Source organism: Bacteroidia bacterium (genome assembly GCA_025056095.1).
Lineage (GTDB): Bacteria > Bacteroidota > Bacteroidia > JANWVE01 > JANWVE01 > JANWVE01.
Genome location: JANWVW010000022.1, coordinates 1 through 23,721 on the forward strand (window position 1 = coordinate 1; position 23,721 = coordinate 23,721).

General features: G+C 37.0%; 18 protein-coding genes and 1 CRISPR repeat array. Of the genes, 6 read left to right on the top strand and 12 right to left on the bottom strand.

The window, feature by feature from the left end:
* Window positions 1–256 (top strand): hypothetical protein (locus NZ519_03180; GenBank protein ID MCS7027746.1); only part of this gene is annotated, 256 nt, incomplete at its 5' end.
* A 70-nt stretch (window positions 257–326) separates the two neighbouring features.
* Here the strand turns inward: NZ519_03180 and NZ519_03185 are convergent.
* From NZ519_03185 to NZ519_03205, 5 genes are all read right to left on the bottom strand, one after another.
* Complete coding sequence (locus tag NZ519_03185) at window positions 327–1,271, bottom strand: bifunctional riboflavin kinase/FAD synthetase (protein ID MCS7027747.1); 945 nt, start codon at window positions 1,269–1,271, stop codon at window positions 327–329.
* A gap of 14 nt (window positions 1,272–1,285) precedes the next feature.
* On the bottom strand, window positions 1,286–1,525 hold the full coding sequence (locus NZ519_03190; GenBank protein ID MCS7027748.1) for a heavy-metal-associated domain-containing protein: 240 nt from the start codon (window positions 1,523–1,525) through the stop codon (window positions 1,286–1,288).
* A 3-nt stretch (window positions 1,526–1,528) separates the two neighbouring features.
* Window positions 1,529–3,166, bottom strand: coding sequence for a Gldg family protein (locus tag NZ519_03195; GenBank protein ID MCS7027749.1), 1,638 nt, complete (start codon window positions 3,164–3,166; stop codon window positions 1,529–1,531).
* A gap of 175 nt (window positions 3,167–3,341) precedes the next feature.
* The gene (gene glmM, locus NZ519_03200; GenBank protein MCS7027750.1) at window positions 3,342–4,736 is read right to left on the bottom strand and encodes a phosphoglucosamine mutase; all 1,395 of its coding nucleotides are present in this window, start codon (window positions 4,734–4,736) and stop codon (window positions 3,342–3,344) included.
* Between the two features lie 8 nt (window positions 4,737–4,744).
* Window positions 4,745–6,451 carry a S8 family serine peptidase gene (locus NZ519_03205; protein MCS7027751.1) on the bottom strand — a complete coding sequence of 569 codons (1,707 nt, stop codon included), beginning with the start codon at window positions 6,449–6,451 and terminating at the stop codon, window positions 4,745–4,747.
* A 78-nt stretch (window positions 6,452–6,529) separates the two neighbouring features.
* Between NZ519_03205 and NZ519_03210 the strand changes: the two genes are divergently transcribed.
* Both NZ519_03210 and NZ519_03215 read left to right on the top strand, forming a co-directional pair.
* Window positions 6,530–7,714: a phosphoglycerate kinase gene (locus tag NZ519_03210; protein MCS7027752.1), complete on the top strand. Its 1,185-nt coding sequence runs from the start codon at window positions 6,530–6,532 to the stop codon at window positions 7,712–7,714.
* Between the two features lie 190 nt (window positions 7,715–7,904).
* On the top strand, window positions 7,905–9,422 hold the full coding sequence (locus NZ519_03215) for an OmpA family protein (protein ID MCS7027753.1): 1,518 nt from the start codon (window positions 7,905–7,907) through the stop codon (window positions 9,420–9,422).
* Window positions 9,423–9,428: 6 nt separating this feature from the next.
* Here the strand turns inward: NZ519_03215 and NZ519_03220 are convergent, their stop codons facing one another.
* Window positions 9,429–10,958, bottom strand: coding sequence for a SulP family inorganic anion transporter (locus tag NZ519_03220; protein MCS7027754.1), 1,530 nt, complete (start codon window positions 10,956–10,958; stop codon window positions 9,429–9,431).
* Between the two features lie 166 nt (window positions 10,959–11,124).
* On the opposite strand from NZ519_03220, the gene NZ519_03225 reads away from it, so the two are divergent.
* Complete coding sequence (locus tag NZ519_03225) at window positions 11,125–12,138, top strand: DUF3108 domain-containing protein (protein ID MCS7027755.1); 1,014 nt, start codon at window positions 11,125–11,127, stop codon at window positions 12,136–12,138.
* 24 nt (window positions 12,139–12,162) lie between these two features.
* Entirely contained in the window at window positions 12,163–12,456 is a 294-nt protein-coding gene (locus NZ519_03230) for a rhodanese-like domain-containing protein (GenBank protein ID MCS7027756.1), read from the top strand.
* Between the two features lie 97 nt (window positions 12,457–12,553).
* Here NZ519_03230 and dut read toward each other — a convergent pair whose 3' ends face one another.
* The 5 genes from dut to NZ519_03255 form a co-directional block, all read right to left on the bottom strand.
* The gene (gene dut, locus NZ519_03235) at window positions 12,554–12,985 is read right to left on the bottom strand and encodes a dUTP diphosphatase (GenBank protein MCS7027757.1); all 432 of its coding nucleotides are present in this window, start codon (window positions 12,983–12,985) and stop codon (window positions 12,554–12,556) included.
* A gap of 12 nt (window positions 12,986–12,997) precedes the next feature.
* Window positions 12,998–15,376 (bottom strand): protein kinase, encoded by a 2,379-nt coding sequence (locus tag NZ519_03240; protein ID MCS7027758.1) that lies wholly within the window; start codon window positions 15,374–15,376, stop codon window positions 12,998–13,000.
* A 208-nt stretch (window positions 15,377–15,584) separates the two neighbouring features.
* Window positions 15,585–18,662: an outer membrane protein assembly factor gene (locus tag NZ519_03245; GenBank protein MCS7027759.1), complete on the bottom strand. Its 3,078-nt coding sequence runs from the start codon at window positions 18,660–18,662 to the stop codon at window positions 15,585–15,587.
* Window positions 18,663–18,681: 19 nt separating this feature from the next.
* Window positions 18,682–19,536: a protein phosphatase 2C domain-containing protein gene (locus NZ519_03250; protein ID MCS7027760.1), complete on the bottom strand. Its 855-nt coding sequence runs from the start codon at window positions 19,534–19,536 to the stop codon at window positions 18,682–18,684.
* A 203-nt stretch (window positions 19,537–19,739) separates the two neighbouring features.
* Window positions 19,740–20,639 (bottom strand): rhomboid family intramembrane serine protease, encoded by a 900-nt coding sequence (locus tag NZ519_03255; protein ID MCS7027761.1) that lies wholly within the window; start codon window positions 20,637–20,639, stop codon window positions 19,740–19,742.
* A gap of 126 nt (window positions 20,640–20,765) precedes the next feature.
* Between NZ519_03255 and NZ519_03260 the strand changes: the two genes are divergently transcribed.
* Window positions 20,766–22,910 carry an RNA-binding transcriptional accessory protein gene (locus tag NZ519_03260; GenBank protein MCS7027762.1) on the top strand — a complete coding sequence of 715 codons (2,145 nt, stop codon included), beginning with the start codon at window positions 20,766–20,768 and terminating at the stop codon, window positions 22,908–22,910.
* Here NZ519_03260 and NZ519_03265 read toward each other — a convergent pair.
* Entirely contained in the window at window positions 22,903–23,133 is a 231-nt protein-coding gene (locus NZ519_03265) for a hypothetical protein (GenBank protein ID MCS7027763.1), read from the bottom strand. The two genes, NZ519_03260 and NZ519_03265, sit on opposite strands and share 8 nt — an antisense overlap.
* 228 nt (window positions 23,134–23,361) lie before the next feature.
* Window positions 23,362–23,674: a CRISPR direct-repeat array (repeat unit 30 nt; unit sequence GTCGCAGTTCCACAATGGTTCGATTAACAC).
* The last annotated feature ends 47 nt before the right edge of the window (window positions 23,675–23,721 follow it).

Below are 23,721 nucleotides of genomic sequence, written 5' to 3' on the forward strand. Positions count from 1 at the left end.
TTCGGTTGTGGGCGGAACGCCCACAACCGAACGCCCAACACGCCCCTGCACAGGGCTAACACCTATTTATACACTCATACAACTCAACTGCAAAAAATTGTTCTATTTTGCTTTATGCAAAGTTTTAGTTTATGAGTACTTGTACTTCAAGCTTAAACAAGGTAAAGACATGGTCGCACAGGTCATCTGCGTGAGGGGCATGGAGCATGCCGATAGGCAGTGCGTAGCGCAACGAAGCACCGAAGCGAAAGCGTAGTGCGGAATGCCCCGACCCTTGCGTTAGCAAGGGGCACGCCCAAAAAAATTTTAGACCTAACCTGAACAAACTAAGACAAATTCATAGTACGAAGATATTCCAAAGCTGTGTTTTTATCCTGTTGAATTTGCTTGCAAAGGGCGTCTATACTCTCAAATTTTTGCTCATTACGAATGTACCGTAAAGGAAAGACCTCCAATACTTCGCCATAAATATCATCAGAGAAGTCAAAAATGTGTATTTCAATGTGCAGCTCGTTTGACTCTTCTACAGTAGGCTTATAGCCAATATTTGTAATGCCATACCATATATGATGATTTACTTTTACTTTACTCACATACACACCTGATTTGGGAATGAGCTTCTCTCGGCTGAATAAAGCAATATTAGCTGTCGGAAAGCCTATTCTACGCCCAATTTGTTTACCTTTGATTACTGTACCTGATAGAGAATATTCGTATCCTAAAAAATTATTTGCTGTCAAAATATCGCCATCATACAGGGCACTTCTAATTTTAGTACTGCTTACATTTACTTGGTCTATCTGATACGCAGGTATTTCAACAACTTTGAAATGATACTCTCTGCCTAATTTTTCAAATAATGCATAACCCCCTTCTCTATTTTTGCCAAATTTATGGTCATAGCCGACAAAAATAGTATGAGCTTTTAGTATTTTTACAATAAAGTTTTTTACAAACTCTACTGCGGTCTGATTAGCAAACTCTTGGTCAAAAGGATATACCCATATATAGTCTAAACCTTGCTTTTTTAGTTTTTCTAATCGCTCTTCCAAAGTATTGAGCAAAAATAACGGTTGGTCAGGATAAAGTACTTTTCGCGGATGCGGATAAAAAGTAAGCAGCAATGATTTACCACCTATTTGTTGAGTGTATTGCGTTAAAGTTCGCAAAACGTGTTGATGACCAATGTGTACGCCATCATAAACCCCAAGTGTAACTACCAGAGGTTGAGTAAAGTTAACTGAAAAGTGTTTTTGGTGTATAATCTCCATATTTGCTAATAAGCTCAAAGTCCGAAGAAACGTAACAAAGACTTTTTTTCTTTAGCCGTGTAGCCTAGTTTTTGTATTAAATGAATTATATCTTTTGCAGAATACGCTTCGTGAAAATTGACTTTGAGATAGTTTTTGCCATTACTATCTTCAAAAGTAAAACTTTTTATCCAGTGTGTATTTTTTAACACTTCACTTACTTCTTGCACACAACGTTCGCAAGTGATATTTGTAATAAATGTGCTGCTTTTCATAGCCTATTTTGCAAATCTTCTTTTTCTAACTTGATAGTACAATACTCCCAAAATTGTTACAACTAATATAGGCAAAGTTACGTTCGTCATTTGAATAAACTTTTTGTTTTTCTTGACTTTGGCAGTGTCTAATAGTCGCACTTTAACTGTTTTACCACGTAAAGCAATCATCTCTTCATCCAAAGTCATCCAATCTAAGGTATTTTTTATGAGCATGAGGTTGTCTTTGGGTACAGGTTGCATACTACCATTCGGTAAAGGTTTGTTTAGTACAATATCGCCATCACCAATTACAAGCATGCGCGCGTACTTACCTTTTGTCAGCATAGGTGCTTTTGGTGGGTTTTTAGCTAAGCTATCTATGGGGGGTTGTCTGTTCTCAAAAACAGAAGTAAACTTACCTTCCAAAGCTAAACCTATAATTTTTGAAGTAGTAAATTGTTTGAGTTCATCAGGGGTAGGAGGTTGTAAGGCTTTTTGAATAGTGATAATAATAGGTTGTCCCGTAGCACGGCTATAAGGCGAAGTTACCAAAACAGGCGTTTTGCGAATATCAGGGTCATTATTGTTAACTGTATCTATTGAAGAAGCAAAAAAAGTGTTGACAGCTACTAAATTACTTACTGTGGGATGATTAGGGAATAATACAACTTTAGGATAATACGTAACAGGCACAGGAGTAGGTTCAGTGCCATAACGTGGCGTTAATAAAATTTTACCACAGGAGCGTAAGTCTTGGACTAAATTTTCATTTACTCTAAATCCATACTTTAAGAACATGTCTTTTAGGTTAAGATTGAGACTAAAAGCTAAGCTATCATTGTTACTAAAATCTGCGGCTATGGGGTCAATACACCAAATAATATTTCCGCCGTTCATCAAGTATTGATCAATTTCGTACTTGACACGTTCAGAAAACTTGTATTGAGGCTTCATGACTATCAAAGCACTTATGGTAAGCGGAATAGGATTTCCTGTGCGCAGGTCTATTTCAGTTATGTCGTAGCTTTCACGAAGCATGTTTTTTAGGTCTTGAAGGTACTTGAAATCTAGTTCACCTTGTCCGCGCAAAAAAGCAATTTGAGGCTTACTTTCATTTTGCAGCATTTTAATTACGGCAGAAAAGTCATACTCTAAATTTTGTTCAGCGTTGAGCATTTTTTCACTTCTTTTACCTTGTCCCTTGACTAACTTGTAAAATATTTCACGCCCTCTATACGTAGCAGACAAGGCAGGAAAATAACTTACAGGGGTAGGGGCAGAAAGTTCATCTTTTTGGTCAATGTAGCTATCTATCATCCCTTCTTTGGCTAGACGAACTTGTAAATCTTTGTTATCCGAAGGGTCTACAAACTGATATTGAATATTGGAACCTGCGTACGCTTTAAGTACATCTAAGTGATATTTAATAGAATTACGATAGTGCTGAATATCCGTAGGGAAGTTTTTGCTTTCTAAGTAAATTTTGAAAAAGACAGGGTCCTTTAATTCTCTAAGTAATTTTTTTGTAGATGCGGAGAGTGTAAAACGCTTTTCTCGGGTTAAGTCTATACGAGCTACCCAACGAGATAAAAGTATATTTAGCAAAAAGAGTATGAGGATTATTAAAACAGTGTATGTAACTGTATTTAGTTTTTTCATCAGGTTTGCAAATATACGATTTTGAAACAAAGCCATAAGTGAGTTTGTTTATTTGTGTGGAGTTTAGTCTTAGGTTTGGGTAAATAGGTTAGGGCAAAGTTGCGAAAAGAGTGGCAGTGGATGTAGTGTTGTTTGGGCGCCCCTGCTTCGCAGGGGCGCCCACAAATTTTTCCTCTTACGAAGACAAATTAGGTTTTTGTAGAATTTCAATCACTTCTTGGGCAAGTTTTTGAGCTTTTTGCGGATTTTTAGCTTCGGTATAAATGCGTACAATAGGTTCTGTATTAGACCTGCGAAGATGAATCCAACTGTCGGTAAAATCTATTTTTATGCCATCTATGGTATTAAATTCGGCATCTCTATACACTTTTTGCAAAGTGTCAAGGATTACCTTAAAATCAATTTTTTCGGATAAGCTTAACTTTCCTTTGTACATGTAATACTGGGGAAAAGCCGCTTTTATAGCTGTTAAAGGTTGTTTTTTTTCTGCTATATAGCTCAAAAATAAAGCAATACCGACCAAAGCATCTCTTCCATAGTGCAAGTCAGGGTAAATAATACCACCATTGCCTTCTCCGCCAATAACTGCATGAGTGCGCTTCATTTCAGCAACTACATTCACCTCACCTACAGGTGCAGCGCTGTAATTCCCACCGCGAAGTATGGTAATATCTCTCAAAGCCCGAGAAGAGGATAAATTACTTACAGTATTCCCTACTTTTTTAGACAAAACATAATCAGCTACTGCTACTAAAGTGTACTCTTCACCAAACATGCTTCCATCTTCACAAACAAAAGCTAACCTATCTACATCAGGATCTACTACTATACCTAAATCTGCTTTATGCTGCACTACTGCCTTACTAATCTCACTCAAATGTTCAGGTAAAGGTTCAGGATTGTGCGCAAAATCTCCAGTGGGCTGGCAATTGAGTTCAATCACATGCGATACTCCCAAAGCTTTGAGCAAGGCAGGGACTGCTATTCCACCTGTACTGTTTATTCCGTCTACAACTATCACAAAATTACGCTTTTTGATTTGCTCATCTTTGACCAAAGGTAAAGTTAAAATACGTTGAATATGCTTCTCAATGTAATTTGGCAGAGTTTTAAGCGTACCTATGTGGTCAATATCAGCAAAAGAGAAAGTATCCTGCTGAGCAAATTGTAAAACCTTTTCCCCTTCCTGGGCAGAAATAAATTCACCTCTTTCATTTAAGAGTTTAAGTGCATTCCATTCTTTGGGGTTATGACTTGCTGTAAGAATAATGCCGCCTTCTGCTTTTTCTATTATTACAGCCATTTCTACGGTAGGAGTAGTAGAAAGTCCAAGGTTGAGTACATTTATACCCATAGAGAGCAGAGTATTAACAACTAACCCTTCTATCATACTGCCTGATATGCGGGCATCTCTACCTACTACTACGGTACAATGCTGTTTTTTATGTTGTACTTGGCACCATTTTGCATACGCAGCAGTGAATTTGACCACATCTATGGGAGTAAGTGCTTCTTTGGGTCTTCCCCCTATGGTGCCTCTAATGCCTGAAATAGATGTAATCAGTGCCATACAAAAAGTTATTTATCTTTAAAGCGATAGTTACCAAATTCTTTACCGTCAATCCAAAGGCGCAAAATGGCTTCGTTATTTTCTTTTTGATTAACAATTTTAGATAAACGAATCAATGCTGCTTTGCTTATTGGGAACATATTCCTGCCTAGGCGAAGTCTATCCTCACCAGAAAGGATGTTATCTGAAATGAGATTTCCTAAACTATCTTCCATAGATATACGAATTTTATCTAGAGGAGCGTTTTCAGGTAGGTAAAAGCATAGCATTATTTCAAATCCTTTGATGCTTTTTTTATAGACAGGTTTAATATAGATAGGATTTTTAACAACATTTAAAGTATCAGGGTTTTTGAGTTCAAGCTTATGCAAAGCATGGTATGCGCGGTATGCATTGATAACTCCGTAACCGTGAGAGGAATCCGGGCTAAAAGCTTGGTCTGCAGTGCTGGTAAGCGCAATATAAATTTCTTTCCAAGTAGCATTTGGCTTAGATTGCAGCAAACAAGCTACAACCGCAGTAGTCAAAGGGCAAGCAAAGGAAGTTCCATCTACATAGTCTTCTCCTTTTTTTCCTTTGGCTACGGCTACATTTCCACCCATACTCATTACATCTGGCTTTATGCGTTTATCTGCTGTAGGCCCGTACGAACTAAAGCTGGTGCGCCAGTTATCAGGATCCACAGCGCCTACTGAAATAACTGAATCAGCATCAGCAGGAGTACTAATGTAATGCCATCCATTGTCGCCTTCATTTCCTGCGGAGATAAGCACTATGATTCCTCTACGTGCCGCCAAAGTAGCTGCTCTACTTACGGGAGATACTTTACCATTTAGGTCCTTATATTCATACCCAGTTTTATCATCAAAACGAGTATATCCCAATGAAGAGGAGATAATTCTTGCACCATTCTTATATGCCCATTCTGCACCTGCTACCCAGTTATCTTCTTCTGCACGAGTTTCACTACGGGCATCTTCAGTTCGGGCGAGTAAAAATTCTGCATCAAAAGCACCACCAATAAAACTACCTTCAATATATCCTGCAATAGTAGAAAGCACTTCCGAACCATGCTCATTTGTTTCGTTATACACATTCTCTTCTTTCTCTACAAAATCATACGTTTTAATAATACGTTTTTTCTTACGAAGGCGCTCAAAATAAGGGTTTTCATCCACATGTGGAAAACCACCATCCATTACACAAATTCTAATTCCCTTACCTGTATAGCCCAGTTTATGTAGTTCTGTAATTTTAGTCAAAGCATTTTGAGTGTAAGTGATACCATAGTCTTTTGGAGTAAGTTTTTTAGCATCTTTTTCTTGCTCTTCTATATATTTTTTGGGAAGATTGTTTTTAATCACAGGCTTTGACTTCTTTTGATAATTTTTATATTCAGTTTGTGTAATCGTAGCCACAGGGTGTACACTTTGAACAAAATATAACTTTTTTATCAGCTCTACTTCCCCAGGGGCTAAATAAACTGTAACTGCATTGAGCCATTTGGATTCATTTTCTATTTTACTCCACTTTTCAATTTCACGCTTGTAGCCATTAAAAATGTCAGCATCCAACCAAAGGTCGGAATTTACTTTTTCAACAGTATGAGGTTTATCTTTGAAAAATATCCAATATTTTTGAACAGTCGGCTTTGCCCAGTGGGCTACACTTAAACAAATAAAAAACAAACACACTAAAACTTTGCAAGTTTTCATTTCTTAAATTTCATCACAAATTAAAACAAAAAACAAATAGCTTGTATCCTAAATTGCGATTTTTGTACCTTTGCGGCTATGAAGTCTATTAAGGAATACAGCGGTTCAAATAAACGTGTTTTAGTGCGCGTAGATTTTAATGTACCTCTAGATAAAAACTATCAGGTAACTGATGACACTCGATTAAAAGGCGCTTTACCTACTATTCAACATTTGATAAAAAGCAACAATACAGTTATTTTGATGAGTCATTTGGGCAGACCCAAAGGAGGATACGAAGAGAGATATAGCCTTAAACACTTAGTTGAACCTTTGAGTAAATTACTAGGCAAGGAAGTATATTTCGCTGATGATTGCATAAGTGAAAATACATTAGAAAAAGTAATGAATTTAGAACCTGGTCAGGTATTACTGATAGAAAATTTACGTTTTTACCCCGAAGAGGAAAAAGGTGATATAGAGTTTGCTAAAAAATTAGCTCGGTTAGGTCAAGTGTATGTAAATGATGCTTTTGGAACAGCACACCGCGCGCATGCAAGTGTATACCAAATAGCTAATTTTTTCGAAGAGAAATATGCAGGTTTTTTGATGTTCTCTGAAATAGAAAATGCCAATCGTGTATTGAGGCATGCACAAAAGCCTTTTGTTGCTGTATTAGGAGGGGCAAAAGTATCTGACAAAATTTTGATTATTGAGCGATTGATGGAAGTAGTAGATACTATTTTAATTGGCGGAGGAATGGCTTATACCTTTTTCAAGGCTTTAGGGTTTGAGATAGGTAATTCTTTATGCGAACAAGACAAATTAGAATACTCACTTGAACTTCTTAAAAAAGCAGAAAGTAAAGGAGTGAAAATACTACTACCTTATGACTCGGTAGTAGCCGATAAATTTGCCAACGATGCGCATATTACTTATGCCAATAGTAAATCTATTCCAAAGGGATATATGGGACTAGACATCGGAGAAATTGCCATTCATCAATTCGGTGAGGAGATTAAAAGAGCTAAAACTATACTTTGGAATGGGCCTATGGGAGTGTTTGAAATGCCCAACTTTGCCAAAGGTACTTTTGCTGTGGCAAAACTCATTGCAGAAGCTACAGAAAAAGGTGCTTTTTCTTTAATTGGAGGGGGCGACTCTGCAGCTGCCATAACTCAATCAGGATACGCGGATAAAGTATCCTATATCTCCACAGGAGGAGGTGCATTACTAGAATACATAGAGGGTAAAACTTTACCTGGGGTAGCCGCCTTAGGCTAAATCTCTACGCTAAACACAAAATAACACCTTGCATCCATGGCAAAAAAATTTTTGCATAAGGTTTGAATACAGAAAAAAATAAAAAATACCTTATCTTTGCAATAGTTTATTTAATTTGACACATAATGGTATGTTGCATAAGTCATTATATAGCATAGTAATCTTTACTCTGATTATTTGGACTGCTTTTATGGATAGTAACCCAAAAGCAACAGAAAACAAAATTGAGCAGCATAAAATCAAGCCTGATAAATTACAAGATGTTATCGTAGTTGAACATATAGCCGAATTATGCTCTCCTTATGATGACTATGAACCTGCTTTCAGAGATGATAACTCTATTTTATTTACTTCCACTAGACCTGGAGGCGTAGGGGGCGAAGATATATGGTCTTCTAAAAGGGACCCTACAACAGGAAAATGGAGTGAACCTAAAAATGTCTCTATATTTAACACCCGAGAAAACGAAGGAGCACCTTTTGTAACAAGTGATGGAAGCCGTGTATATCTTACGCGAGATGCAGGTAAAGAAAGAATGTGCGACATATTTTACAGCGATATCTCGGGAGGAAAACCTACTACACCTAAACCTTTACCTGGTCCTGTTAATTCTACTTCTTGGGATGCCCATCCTTGTGTATCTCCTGACGGTAGATACTTAGTATTTTCTTCTCTTCGTAGCGGAGGAATAGGGCAGCATGATATTTACATTTGTGAAAAACAAGGAGACACATGGAGCACACCTAAAAACATGGGCAGCACTATTAATACACCATTTTCTGAACTTTCACCTTTTATTACCCATGATGGCAGTAGCTACGTACTTTACTTCAGCTCAAACGGGCAAAAAAGGGCAGATGCATACGACATATACCGTTCATTTTTAATTGGTTCAGAGTGGTCCCCACCTGAAAAATTGCAATTTCCTGTTAATACTGAAGCTGACGAAAAATATTTCTGCATAACACCAAGTGGCGAATATGGCTACTTCTCTTCTAACCGCAGAGGAATTGCTGGAACAAAAGATAGTAAAGGCGCTCACGACATTTACCGAGTCAAGATGTCCTATCTCAAAAAAGATAAAATGGTCAGCGTTGTAGGACAAGTCAATGATGCTATCTCTAACGCAGGAATTAACGCAAAAGTTACAATTACAGATATTACCAAAAATGCAATAAGTCAAACAATATCTGCTGATGCCACAGGTAGATTCAAAACCAATTTGCCCGTAGGGCGTACGTATGCTATACAAGTGTCCAAAGATGGCTACATTTTTACGACAGACAATTTTACTATTCCCGAAAATGCGAATGATTTCACAGTTCCAACCATCAAGCTAAGTAAAAGGAGTGCAGGTGCCAGAGGAACTTTGAAAAATATTGTCTTTATGGATCCAAAAAGCAGTCAAATAAATGTAAAAGCATCTCAAAAAGAGTTAGACTTTTTAGTTAATTTGCTTTTAGACAATCCAGATCTTAAGGTTAAGATAATAGGTCATGTGGCTAATGATATGTCCGCAGACTTAGCCAATAAGTTATCTTATGAAAGAGCTGCAGCTGTGGTAAATTATTTAGTGAGAAATAACGTAAACGTATCTCGCCTGAAAGCAGAAGGTATGGGTTCAAAACAGCCTATTGCAGATAATAACACTCCTGAAGGAAGAAAAGCCAATCAGCGCATCGAGTTCGTCATCATAAGTGAAGATTAAAATTTCTTAGTGAATATCAGGAATGTTCACAAGTTCTAAAAGTATGCCTTTTTGCTTTGCTGTATCCTTAAAATCATAAATAACCTCTAAAACATCTACGTCAATAAAAGCACAACGAGAAGCATCAATTTTAACATGAGTACCTTGGGGAATTCTTTGTAATATCTCTCTCAAACGAGCTTTATTGAGAAAAGTCATTTGTTCAGATAAACGAATAACCATGTAATTATCTTTCTGTTTAACTTCATTGAACTTGGAAAAATTTTTGTAATTTTCTCTCAAAATAAAAAAGCCTGATACCAGCATACCTGCAGCAATTCCCTTGAGCAAGTCTGAAAACAAAACAACCAAAATAGTCATCAAAAAAGGAAAAAATTGATTTTTGCCCAATTGGTAGGTAGTAATGAATATTTTGGGCTTAGCTAACTTGTAGCCTGTATAAAGTAAAATAGCCGCTAAACTAGCTTGGGGAATTTTGTTAAGCATCTGCGGTATAAAAGCTACACATACTAACAGCAAAAATCCATGTAAAATAGTGGATACTTTTGTTTTAGCACCTGCATTAACATTAGCCGAGCTGCGCACAATAACTGCTGTAATAGGTAATCCCCCTATCAAACCTGAGAAAGTATTCCCTACGCCTTGCGCAAATAGTTCTCTAGCCAAGGGCGTTTCTCTTTTGTATGGATCTAACTTATCTATTGCTTCAATGCTTAATAAAGTTTCTAAACTAGCAACTATGCAAAGTGTAAAAGCAGCTATCCATACTTTTTTTTCATAAACAAAGGAGAAATCAGGAAAAATAAAAGCATCCTGCAGACCTTTTGCCGAACTAACTATTGGAATAGTAACTAAATGTTCCCTTCCTAACCTAAAAAAAGCAAAACTATCTAAATAGATATTCAACAGCACAGAAATTACCACGGCTATTAAAGCTCCTGGAATAATTCTTATCTTTTTGAACCATTGAGTTTCCCACACAATCAAAATAAGTAAAGAAACAGTGCTTATGATAACTGCTTCCATGTTTGCGTATTTGAAGGCAGAAATAATAGCTGTGAAGGTATTTTCATCTGTAATTTTGTTCTCAAATTCATCTGCCCCAAAAGCTTCTTTATCGTATCCTAATGCATGGGGAAGTTGCTTGAATATCAAAAGTAGACCGATAGAAACCAACATTCCTTTAATAACCGCAGAGGGGAAGAAATAAGCAATTACATGCAGTCTGAGTAAGCCTAATAGGCACTGTAAGCAGCCTGCTATAACTACGGCTACTAAAAATCCTTCAAATGAACCTATGTTATGTATTTCCGCAGAAATAATTGTAGCTAATCCTGCCGCAGGTCCTGATACACTTAATGATGAACCGCTTAGTATTCCTATCACTATACCGCCTACTATACCTGCTATTAGCCCTGAAAAGGGCGGTGCATCTGAAGCTATGGCAATACCTAAGCACAACGGCAAAGCCACTAAAAAAACTACTATGCTCGCAGAAAAATCATATTTGAAGTCGCTCAATAAATACTTTTTCATACTGACCTAAAAACAAATAACGTATGCTTGAACTAAAAAAGCAAGAACTTGTAGATGATTGAAAACCAGTCACGTAAAAAAGTAGTAGCAAAAGCAATTTTCAACAACTCAAAGAACGGATTCTTGTGTACAAACAGAAAAATTATGAAAAGTTAATTTTTTGGGCGTGTGCTTGTGGGCTTTTGCCCATAAGGACGGCGTGCTGCGGGCTACGTGCGGAATGCTCCGACCCTTGGTCAGCAAGGGGTACACCCAAAATTTAGACCTACTACAAATAAATTGGCTTACCTTTTGCAACCGTATCAATATGCAAAAGATATTTTTGGCAGGAATTTTATTACTTATTACCAACCGATTGATAATTGCACAGAGTGCTGATTATGTCCTTAAAAATGACAATAACGGTATTCCATTAGTAGATTTATCAGAAGTAGTAGTTACATCAGACAAGGTTCAACCTTTACGCTACCTAGAATATGATGCTTTTGATTACGGAGAACGGCTGACTTACAAAGTTAAATATGGAATGATGAGCGCAGGAAAAGTATTTATGGAAATTTTACCTAATCCCGTGGAAGTTTCAGGAAGAAAATGTTATCACATCGTAGCCACTATGGTAACAAAAGGCGCAGTAGATGCAATGTACCCTGTAATTGACCGCTATGAAACTTACGTAGACGTAGATGGAATATTCCCTTGGTATTTCAGAAAAGAACTCAACGAAGGAAGATTCAAAGCTTCTGAATATTGTTTATTTGACCAAAGAAACCAAAAAGCATACGTAGGTAGCCAAAGCTATGCTGTGCCAAGATTTAGCCAAGATATGATTTCCTTTTTCTATTTTTTAAGAAGTAAAAATGCAATGGACGTACCTATGGGAACTACCTTTGAAACCGAAGCATTTATTGACCGAAAAGTTTCTACAATTAAAGTTTTATATGAGAAAGATGAAGTAATAAAAACTCCCTTTGGTAAAATAAACTGTATGAGGTTAAAACCTTTGCTAAAAGAAAGCGGCTTCACACAATTCAAAGGCGATATGTATTTTTGGATAACCAAAGACGCTAATCATATTCTTGTAGCAGGCGAAGGAACTTTACCTATTGGCAGCGTTAAGTTTGTGATAGAAGATGCCCAAGGTCTAAAACATCCGATTAGCTACTATCAAAAGAAAAACTAAGCTTAGTACGTAAGAAGTTATGGTATGTCTGTCAAAGAAATTACTTATGCTACTTTAAGACAATGGCAAAATCAGTCAAAAATTATCCAATTAGTAGATGTGCGAACCATAGAAGAGCGAAAGAGGTTCAACATAGGCGGTATTCATATTCCTATGAGTGAATTTTATGCCAAAGCTACCACTTTATTGGATAAAACTAGACCGATTGTTTTATACTGCCATAGTGGTATTCGCAGCCTGAATGCAGGGGAGTATCTCATAGAAAAGGGCTATACAGAGGTGTATCACCTTAAAAAAGGAATATTGGGGATAGAATAAAATGACAATTATTTTTTACAAGTTAGAGTTTTTGTTTTGTACGCTTGGCAGTAGAACACAAATTGAAATTCATCACACTTTTAGACAAGCTAATTTTTTACTTTCCTGTGTGTCCAAATCCCCCTGAATTTCTCTGTGTAGTTGGAAGAGTATCTGTGGGCTGCCATATAACTTTTTCACATTTTGTTATGACCATTTGAGCTATACGCTCACCGGGTTGAATGGTATAGGGAGTTTTACTTAAATTAACCAAAATAATCTTAATTTCCCCGCGATAGTCTGCATCTATTGTGCCTGGGGCATTGAGCAAAGTAATCCCATGTTGAATGGCTAAACCACTACGAGGGCGTATTTGGGCTTCATATCCTTCGGGCAAAGCAATATATAAACCTGTTGGAACAAGTACTCTTTCTAAACTATGGAGAGTAATCGGTTCGTCAATCGCAGCCATAATGTCCATTCCTGCGGCTTGTTCGGTAGCATAAAAAGGTAAAGGATTATTAGAACGGTTAATAATCGGAACTTCTATCATTGAACAAATTTACAAACATTTCCAAAGTTCTTTAATCTGCTTGATATTTTCCTGAATTTTAGTTTCTATTTCAGTCTTTTTTCTTATGTACGCTTGATGAGTATTTTCATAGTACAGTTTGAGTTCTAACTGTTTTTCGTTGTGTTCATCTATAATCGCTTTAAGTTGTGCTATTGTAGAACTCGGATTATGCTCTCGCACAAATTTTTCATATTCTTTTACGGCAGGTTCAATAATGTGCTCTAACCGTGTGGAAGTTTCTTTGAACACTTGATACCAAAACTGTGCAGTAAGTTGCTCTATGGTACTATTTGTCTTAAACTCATAGGACTTAATTTGAGTTTCAAGGTTGGCTAGTTCGTTTTTAAGTACCTCTATTTCTGCTTTTTTGGCTAAAATTTCAGGTGTATCAAATTGGTTAAGGTCTATATTTTGTTTTTTAGCTTCTTTTTTTAGAGTTTTGAGAAGGTTATTTTTCCATGTCCATACTTCGTTGGCGCGAGTAAATCCAATTTGCGGTATCTTGACAAAATTACCTTGATTGTCTAAAACTTGTCCTTTTTCATCTATATCTACGATATCCGCAGCAGTATAAAAACCTGCTTTAACGAATTGTTTGACAATAAAAGCAGGTAAATTTGAGTCTTCTATCCGCACTTTTGATAGCTCTGCTTGTATCCAAGGGTGTGTTTCCCATTGTTGTTTATCTATGTTTTTTCGTAGTTGTTGAATTTGTTCTTCAATAGCAGCTATTTGCTGCGCGTATTTTTGAGATAGGTTTTTTAGATACTCTTGCTTAGCTTCTTCAAAAGAAAGTTTTTTGTGTTGTACTATTTGCTGAATATCGTGTATGTGATTAGAACGTATTAAAGATTGACTTTGGGTTAGTTTTTGCATTTCTGAAAAGTATTGCGTGTACCATAATTTTATTTTAGGATTTTGCTGAATTTGTTGATAAAGCCATTTTTCAAGCAGTTGATAGGCTTTATCTCTACAAGCTTGATATTGATTTTCGTTAGACAGATGCAAAAAGAAAAGGTCTTTACTTTGATTAAGTAGATTGTTATAAGTCTGTTGGGCTTTTTGGGCTATATTTCGGGATTGTAAAGCATAGTGCATAAGCATGTCGCTGTGCTTCTTTTTGAGTTGTTTGTACTCACTAATAAGCTCTTTACAGGCATTTTGAAGGTAGATAATTTCGTTTGCTGCGCGGGCTTTTTGACTTCTGAAAACCATATCTAACAAGCTGGGTTTAAGGCTACCTTCATCCACCCAGTGGTACTTATCGTATTGATTATCAATATAAGTAGGTAAATTAAGAACAGGGTTGGGTTCAAACGTAAATGTAGTTAAATCTTCAATGGGCAGATTATAGGTAACCTTTGTGAGCGGTAAAAGAGGAAATTGTAATCGAGGTTTTTGAGGGTTGATAGCTTCCATCCAATCTACTGCGCTGATAGCAGTGTTTTCATTTTCTAAAACTTCCAGAAAAAGGTCTTGAATATGTTTAGGTAATTTTTTGAAATTATGGTGTGGGGGCGAGAGTTGGTTAAAGTATTTTTGTTTTTTTCCGAAGGGAAAAAGCTTTTCTTGAATTGCTGTGGGAATATCAGTAACGTTTTGGTAGGGGGCTTTGAAGTTTGTAGAAGCGAAAGGGTGAATCCCCATTAAAATTCGGTAAAAAATGACTGTCATACTAAAAACATCTACAAAAGGTATAAAGAGCGTGTTTTTGAGGTCAGATTTTTGGTACATGGGTGGAACATATTCAGGTGTGTGTGCCAAAGCAGGGAAGAGCAGCTTACCATTTTGTATTACTTGTACTGTATCAAAATCAATGATAGATACTTTGCCTTTATGATTGAATATAATGTTTTCAGGTTTGATATCTCCATGCACATATATTTGTTTTTGGTGAAGTTGGGCTACGGATACTGCGATGTTATAGCACACAGCTAGCCGAGTTTTAAGAGAATCATGATGGGAACGGTCAAATTTAGTGTATAAGGTGGTTTCATTAGGTTTAATTCGGCTAATTGGAAATTTATATGCACAGAGGTATTCTACTGGGTAACCTTCTGCGATGGGCATTAAAATTCCTTGAAAAACATAATTTCTGGAACTATCTTTGCGGCGATATACTAAATTTTCAATCCATATTACGGAACGATGCCCTTTGCTGTCCAAAATAGGGCTATTTTTGAGTAGATATTCTAATTTTCGAATTTTTTCTGGGGTGATTTTATTTTCGTTGTAAATTTTGACGCAGTACGATGTATATTCTGCGGGGCGTAGTACCCTGTACACTCCTCCCTCACCTCCTCTACCTAATGAAGGTTCGTTCTCTATTTCAATTTCAACTTTTGAGTCCCCTAAAAATACTCTCATTTTTTGCAAAGATAAGCAAATTTTGTATAGTGTATCTGTTATAGAAAGTTTCTTTTTGCTATTATTTTATAAAACGCTTAATAATTTTTTGGGCGCGACCTTGCCTATAATTCGCTGCACTTGTATGAGCAAGGGCGGCGTGCTGCGGGCTACGTGCGGAATGCTCCGATCTTTGCGCAAGCGAGGGATACGCCCAAAAACTTAAACTTTAAAAAGGCAAACCTAATCCTAAATTAAATTGAGGTCCCCAACTTTGGCGCATCAAACCTGCGGGCTTGCGGCGAAAAGTCTGCGAAAAACGTTTATTCAACACATAACGACTACCTAATGGTTCAGCAGGATCAGTAACTCTGTACGCCAAATCTAAACGAATGAGCAAAAAAGAAAAATCCATTCGCAACCCAAAACCTACATCTGAAGCCAGCTCTTGGGCAAAGCGGTCAATGTCAAAAATAGCTTCACTTCGTACATGCGTAGGCGACTTATGCTTATTGATAGGATTATACCACGTGTTACCGATATCAAAAAATAATCCGCCGTAGAAAATTCCACCTGCTTCAAAAAGCTTTCTGCGAATTTCAATGTTAGACTCCATCATTATTTCACCGCCTTGGTCAATAAACGGCGTGTTGACTGTGCCTGCGCTGCCTGGTCCCACAGTACGCGGCGCCCACCCACGTAAGGAATTAGAACCTCCTAAAAAAAACCGTTGGTCATAAGGAATAAAATAAGAACGATTATACGGTGTAGCCCATCCCCCTGCAATTCTCATAGCAAAAATGAACTTTTCATATATCGGCATGTACCACCTGAACTCTATCGCAGTTTTGACATATTGGCTAAAAAATAAACGATTAGCAATCCGTAAATCCGTTTTTGAACTATCCTTTTTAAGTTGGTAAGTATCTATCCAATAGGCAAGGTTATTTCCTACCTCAATAGTCCCTGAAAAAAAGTAGGCAATTTTTCTATTAACACCCGAAGTATAATCGTTGTAGGTATAAGTGTACCTTGCAGCAGTAAGAATAGTAGGTGAAAAGTCTAACAAAACTTGTTGTTTGTAATTGAGCTGCCTGATGCTGTCCGTAGGATAGATATTCCTTGCAGCAAGGTTCAAATCTGTATAAAAATTGGCATATAGTCTAGGATTGACATAACTCATTACCACAGGAGAGAAAGAACTTCGTGCAAAGCGGTGGTGTAACCACTCGTAATTAACAATTCCTGTAAGGCGCGTACGTATGTAATTTTGCCGACTTTCAAATATCAACTTTGTATTTATGGTTGTGTAAGGATTGAGAAACAAATTATGCCTATTCTCTTTTTTTCTGAACAAATTGACAATAGGATCTATTATTTGCTTTCCGAACACTCGCGGCATAACCATTTGAGCAGAAAACTCTAGGTTTGAACTCCGTAAAGGGTTGCGAGTAGGATCTTGTTGAGCTGCTCGGTTGAGCGCTGTGTAAAAGTTAATGTTAAATTCTAATCGTTCTGCGCGCCTGAATGTATTTCGGTTACGGAATATCAATCCGTTACCTAAATCTATGTTATTTGCATTACTATTGTTGGCATTATTACTATTGCGTGAATTGATATACGGGCGATATTGATATTCATTGCGATGATGTAAAGTTAAGTCTACAATTACATTCAAAAGTTGAGGTCTTTTGGATTTTTCAAAGTTAATTTTAACATTGCGAAACATGTTTAAGAGGTCTAAGCGCCCTTGTACTAGGTTTTTCTGCTCAATAGAATAAGGTTGAAGGTGAGGAAAAGATATTTTTTCTCGCAATAGGTCTAACTTGATTCGGTGAGTATGCCCAATAATAATAAGGTTATCTACTCTTAATGTATCTTGGAGCATTTTGCGGTCATATTCTTTTTTGAACAAAGGGACTTTTGCACGCAAAATACCTTCCATAAATACTGCACGGGCTTCAATAGCAGCTGGTTCGTCATGACGCCACTGGGGGTACTTTTGATTAAGTAAATGATGCTTATGCAAAAAACTACGTTGCCATAACCAAAAAGAATAAAGGTTAATCATAGCTTCTCGTTCTGTGCTGCTAAGAGGATCGGCAATAATCGTTTTACCTTTTTTAAGTCTCTTTTTCTTACGTTTAGAAAGGTTTTTATACATTTCATCATCTATTGCAGCAGCATCCAAGCGGAGTTTACCTAAAATCTCTTTTCGGGCTTGTTTGGGTACAGGGGCATATAGGGTATCCACAGTATTTTGCCAATATTTTGCAAAAGCGGGTGAAATGAGCGAAAGCACAGAATCAGCATCACGTTTGACGCGCAAGCGGATAGCTTCAATAGTATCCCTTTGACTTACAAAACCAAAATAGTCTAAATTATGAAAATCCGCAGCATACCTGCGATAAGGCTGCCATTTCTTATACAAATTGACAATACTTGTGTCGGGATGTCTAGATAAAATTTTTCTCAAACGGCGTGAAGGATGAAACTCATAATTGATTAACGAACCTCTGTAATCCCGTATGTACACTTTTACACTATCATACAGCCAAGGGGACAAGCGCTCCTCTGTATCTTGAATATTTATGTATAAAATAGCCACACATGGCTGCGATACATTGATGGTATCTACCCATACAGAAAAAGCATTCTTAGTATAAAAATAGTATCCTCTATTTTTAAGCTCGTTGTAAATTCTATCTCGCTCCGCAGAAATTTTATCTTCATTATAGATGTCGCCTGCTTTTATCTCTGCTTTGGGCAATGTGCTCTGAATGATAGCATTAACATCTTCGTCTTTACATACATATACAACTTTTTCTATCCGGGTAGGTTGATTGAGTTCAATACGATAGACTAAGTTTGTCATTTTTTTAGGGAATAGACCTTTTTTAGTGGTATCTATGATGCCTACTTTTGCTCTAAAAAAGCCATGCTGCGCTAAATATTTTTGTATAATGGGAAGTCGCGAAAGGTTAGCCAAACGGTCATAAACGATAGGTTTTTCTCCTACTTTATTTATTAGCCAGTTGGGAATTCTGCGCTCTGTATTTGGAAAGCGGATACCTATTTTATACAAAACTACCTTAGGACGAAGCAGAACTATTTTTCCAAACCCAATTTGACTGTGTGCATGCTGTGCAGATAGGGCTAGTATATTGCTGGTGCTTGGCAGCTCACTTTTAGCAACCCATTTCTTTTGATATGCCATTTGAACATTTACGGTTTTAAGCAGCGTTTGACCTTTTGGAGTAGGCGTTAGTCTAAAACAACCTAAATGAAAAGAACTGACTATACTCAAACACAGCCAAAAAATAGGTTTAAGCTGTTTCATGTTGGCGTTTTTGGTGGTAGCTTATGGCAGTTTGAGAAATAGAAATAGCCAAAGTAGCATCATCATCTAATAGTTTATTTTCTAAAAGATGGGCAAGATATTGATGCATTTTTTGATTAAGTCTTTCTTTTGTAAGCGGTAAAGGTTTGAGATATTCGTAGAGAATGGATATGGTTTTTTGTCCCTGTATCCAAATATTGTCTTTGCTATCCTTCCCGATTTGAACTTGGTCGTTAGAAAATATGCCATCCGTACAGATGACTAATATATCCCCATACCATTGATTGTCTTTGGATATTCGTAAAGTTGTGGGCAAATATTCGGTAGTAGTACTTTGAGGAGAGAGAAATTTGTACAGCGCTTCCCTACCTTGTGCATTTTGTACAGTGTGCGGATTAAGGTAATTGATAGCGTTCCAGGGCAGGTATTGAGTATTTTGGAAGTGGTCAAAGTTGCCACGAATATGAAAAATTCCTCCATTGCCACAGTAGCCACAAATAAATTCATCATCTATTTCCACAGCTACAATTAACGTGGTACCAAATAAATCTATATCAACAGGTTGTATGTTGTTTTGATGCAAATATTGGTTGGCTTTTTTGCTTAAAAAGTTCTGTGCGTACGTAAAAGCTTCAAACATATCAAATGATTGTACAGAGTTTTTTTGAGTATATTCTGCAATAGCTTGGCAGGCAAATTGAGCAGCTAATTCTGCAAACTCAAAAGAACCTATTCCATCTGCTACAGCCATTACTTTATAGTTTTGAGTATGTCCTATCCAGCTAGCATCTTGGTTTTTAGCTGCACCTTTCGGCGTAATTGTAGCACTGCTTACTATCATATAGAATAGGGCAAAAATAATAAACCTTGTAAAAAATACATGTACCTTCTTTGAGGTTTTTTAGATTTACGTCATCTTTTAATGCAAATTATATTTTTATTTGTAACTAAATGATAGAGCGTTGCGTTTAAGTAAAAGAGGTTAAGTTTGATTGATTGGGCGAGGGGGTCTATCTGTACAAGATAATCCCCTTGTTTTTATTTTTATACATCTTTGAACTTGGACAGCGTTTCCCTTTCTTTTTTGGTAAGACTGTGAATGCCTTTTTCTAAAATTTTGTCTAAAATTCGGTCTATCTCTTCTTGTGTAGGGATTTCGTCATCATTTTGTGAAGATACTTGTACTCTTTCTATATGCTCTGAAATATATCCTGCTTTACTTTGATACTCCACAGAATAAGCAGAGTGGACAATTTTCATACCTTTTTTTCGAGTTCTGTATTGTTTTAATTGAGCAAAAAAACGTTGAAAAGGCATGTAAATATCTATTCCCCTTTTTAGTAACGTAATATACAAAAAACCCCATATTGCTCCGCCAATATGGGCTATGTGTCCGCCCGCATTGTTACCTCCAATCATTAAAAAATCAATGGCAAATACAATTAAAGTAAACCATTTCATTTTAATCTCTCCAAACAAAAACAAAACTATTCGCTGATTAGGGATTAAAGTAGCTAACGCCGTTAAAATAGCCATTACCCCAGCGCTTGCACCTACGGCATAAGAATAACTTATAGTCGGCTTAAAAACAGGAAAAACATTGAAAGCAATCATGAACAACATTCCCCCCAATAGCCCACCAAAAACATAAGTGTACCAAACTTTTGTATCTCCTTGGTATTCAGATAAGGACTTTCCTAACCAATATAACCAAAGCATGTTAAATAAAATATGAAAAATACCTGCGTGCAAAAACATGTAAGTAACTAATGACCAAGGTTGTTGTGCAAGCTGCATAAAACTAGCAGGCAATTGTACATACTTGATGTAATAGCGATAAATCTCAAGCTTATTAAATAAGAAAAAAAACACGTAAAGAGCTCCTGTAATCAAAAAAGTAGCTACGTTAATCAGAATAATTTGATTGACGGCTTTCGAGCCCATATTCATGAACAAGTAAAACTCCCTTCTGATATTCATACCAATTTTTACAAAAATACCAATTTTTAGGATAAAAGTCAATCTATGAAGTTGTTTTTTAAGTAACCGTTTTATCTTTACTTTTGTGCCATGCTGATAGCAGAATTAGTTCAAAAGAGAGTAAATTTACCTCTGCATTCAGTTCAAGCTACGATTGCGCTCTTAGAGGATGGTGCTACTGTGCCTTTTATTGCGCGGTATCGTAAAGAGCGTACAGATGGCATGGATGAAGACCAGATTCGATCAATTGAAAGTGCTTTGAAATATGTCAAGCAGCTTCAAGAGCGTAAAGAAACTATCCTCAACACTATCCGAGAGCAGAATAAACTTACTCCCGAATTAGAACTACAAATTATACATTGCGATAATCTTACAGAGTTAGAAGACCTTTACTTGCCCTACAAACCTAAGCGCAAAACCAAAGGAGCTATTGCTATTGAAAATGGACTTTTGCCCTTAGCCGAAAAAGTACTAGACACACAACTACTAGAAGGTAATAAAAATGAAATAATTGCTCAATTTCTCAATGATAAAGTAAAAGACACAAAGCAAGCTTTAGAAGGTGCAATGTATATTGTTATGGAGCAGATCTCTGACCGTGCAGACCTTCGCCAATGGATACGCAATTTTGTCCAAAAAGAAGGTATCTTAACTTGCACGAAAAAAGAGAATACCGTAGAGGATGCTTACAAATACGAAATTTACTTTAAGTTCAAAGACAATATCCCAAATCTTAAACCTCATCAAATTTTAGCCATTAACAGAGCAGAAAAAGAAGGTGTGCTTGAAGTAAACATTGAAACAGACATAGAAACCATCATTTACTATGTGCAAACTAAACTAAAATACAATCCAAAAGCAATTTTTGCAGAAACGCTTGCCCAAGCAATTAAATACAGCATAAAATACTCTATCTTACCCGCTATTGAACGAGAAATTCGTTCTGCTATGACCGAAAAAGCTGACTTACACGCAATTGAAGTATTTGCAAAAAATTTACGCAACCTATTACTTCAACCCCCTTTGTTAGATAAAATTATCATGGGCATAGACCCTGGTTATGTTTCAGGATGTAAAGTAGCCGTAATAGATAAAAACGGAGATTACTTGGCAGGAGATACAATTTACCCTGTTCCACCCAAAGCTAAAATTTTTGAATCTGAACAAATTGTTAAAGATTTGATTGAAAAATACAAAGTAGACGTAATTGCCATCGGAAATGGAACGGCTAGCCGTGAAACAGAACAATTTATTGCTAACATGATAAAAAAATACAACCTTTCTGTGCATTATACTATTGTTAATGAAGCAGGGGCATCGGTATATTCTGCATCGCCATTAGCAAAAGAGGAATTCCCAGACTTAGAAGCCGCACAACGTGGTAATATCAGTATTGCTCGCCGACTACTTGACCCCTTAGCCGAACTTGTAAAAATTGACCCTAAATCTATTGGTGTAGGTATGTATCAGCATGATGTGAATCAAACTCTGCTCAAAGAAAAATTAGAGGATGTTGTAGAGTCTTGTGTCAATCATGTAGGTGTAGATGTAAATACTGCATCGGTTAGTCTTTTAAGTTATGTTTCAGGGCTTAATGCACGAATAGCTAAAAATATCGTTAGTTATAGGCAGAAAATCAAGCGGTTTACAAATAGACGGCAACTTTTAGAAGTTCCTGGCTTAGGCGAAAAAGTATTTGAGCAAGCCGCAGGATTCTTACGTATACGAGCAGGTGATAATCCTTTGGATAACACTAACATTCACCCCGAAAGCTACGATGCTGTACGCAAAATAGCCGAATACTACCAAATTCCGATTGAAAACTTCAAAGCCTTAGCAGAGAGGTTAATGTCTATCAAAAAATCAGAATGCGATAAGTTATGTAAAATAGCAGGTATTGGTTTACCTACATTACTTTTAATTCGCGATAATTTAGCCAAGCCAGGTCGTGATCCACGTGAGGACATGCCTGGTCCTATTCTTCGTTCAGATGTGTTGACTATTGATGACCTAAAAGAGGGTATGGAACTTACAGGTACAGTGCGGAATGTGGTAGATTTTGGCGCTTTTGTGGATATAGGTGTTAAAAACGATGCGTTATTACATATTTCTAAAATGGGCAGAGGAAGCTTTGTCAAAAGTCCTTATGAGGTTGTACAGGTTGGTGATATTATTCAGGTGAGCATAGAAAGCATTGACAGAGTTAAGCAAAAAGTTTCATTAAGACTCATTTAATTGAATTTGGACTACTTGTCTTTGAGTTTAGTTTATTGTGCAGGTCTGAAATAATTTGATTTTTTGGGCGTGCCCCTTGCTGACGCAAGGGTCGGGGCATTCCGCACTGCGCTTCGCTTCGGTGCTTCGCTAACGCTACGCACTGCCTAACGGCATGCTCCATGCCCCTCACGCAATTGACCTGTGCAGTTATGTCTTTACCTTGTTTAAGCTTGAAGTACAAGTAGTTACAAGCTAAAACTTTGCATAAAGTAAAATAAAATCATCCTTTGAAGTTTATTTATGTGAAGCACAAAGGGGCAGAGGTTAGTTCTGTGCAGGGGCGAGCTCACAGGGCGTTTGGTTGTGGCGGAACTCCTACAACCAAACGCCCTAAAAATTAACCTTCAATCGCTGTGTGGAGATCTCTTACTTATACAAAAATAGCTGCAAAGGTAAAGCCCTTGCAGCCGTCGCAGTTCCACAATGGTTCGATTAACACTGTATTAGAGGAAGGAGAAATTGAGGAACTTGACCTTTGTGTCGCAGTTCCACAATGGTTCGATTAACACTTGAGAGAATTGGTAAGAGATGAAGAAGGGGTAGTTTGTATAAGTCGCAGTTCCACAATGGTTCGATTAACACCCAGACCCGTACACGGGAAACATAAGCATCCTTGTTGTCGCAGTTCCACAATGGTTCGATTAACACCCAAACGTTTTGCTGCTCATAAAGGATCAAGAATATTTATTCACGTCGCAGTTCCACAATGGTTCGATTAACACTCCCAAATTTTGACCACAAAAATATGCAATTGCTGCAAACTACGCAA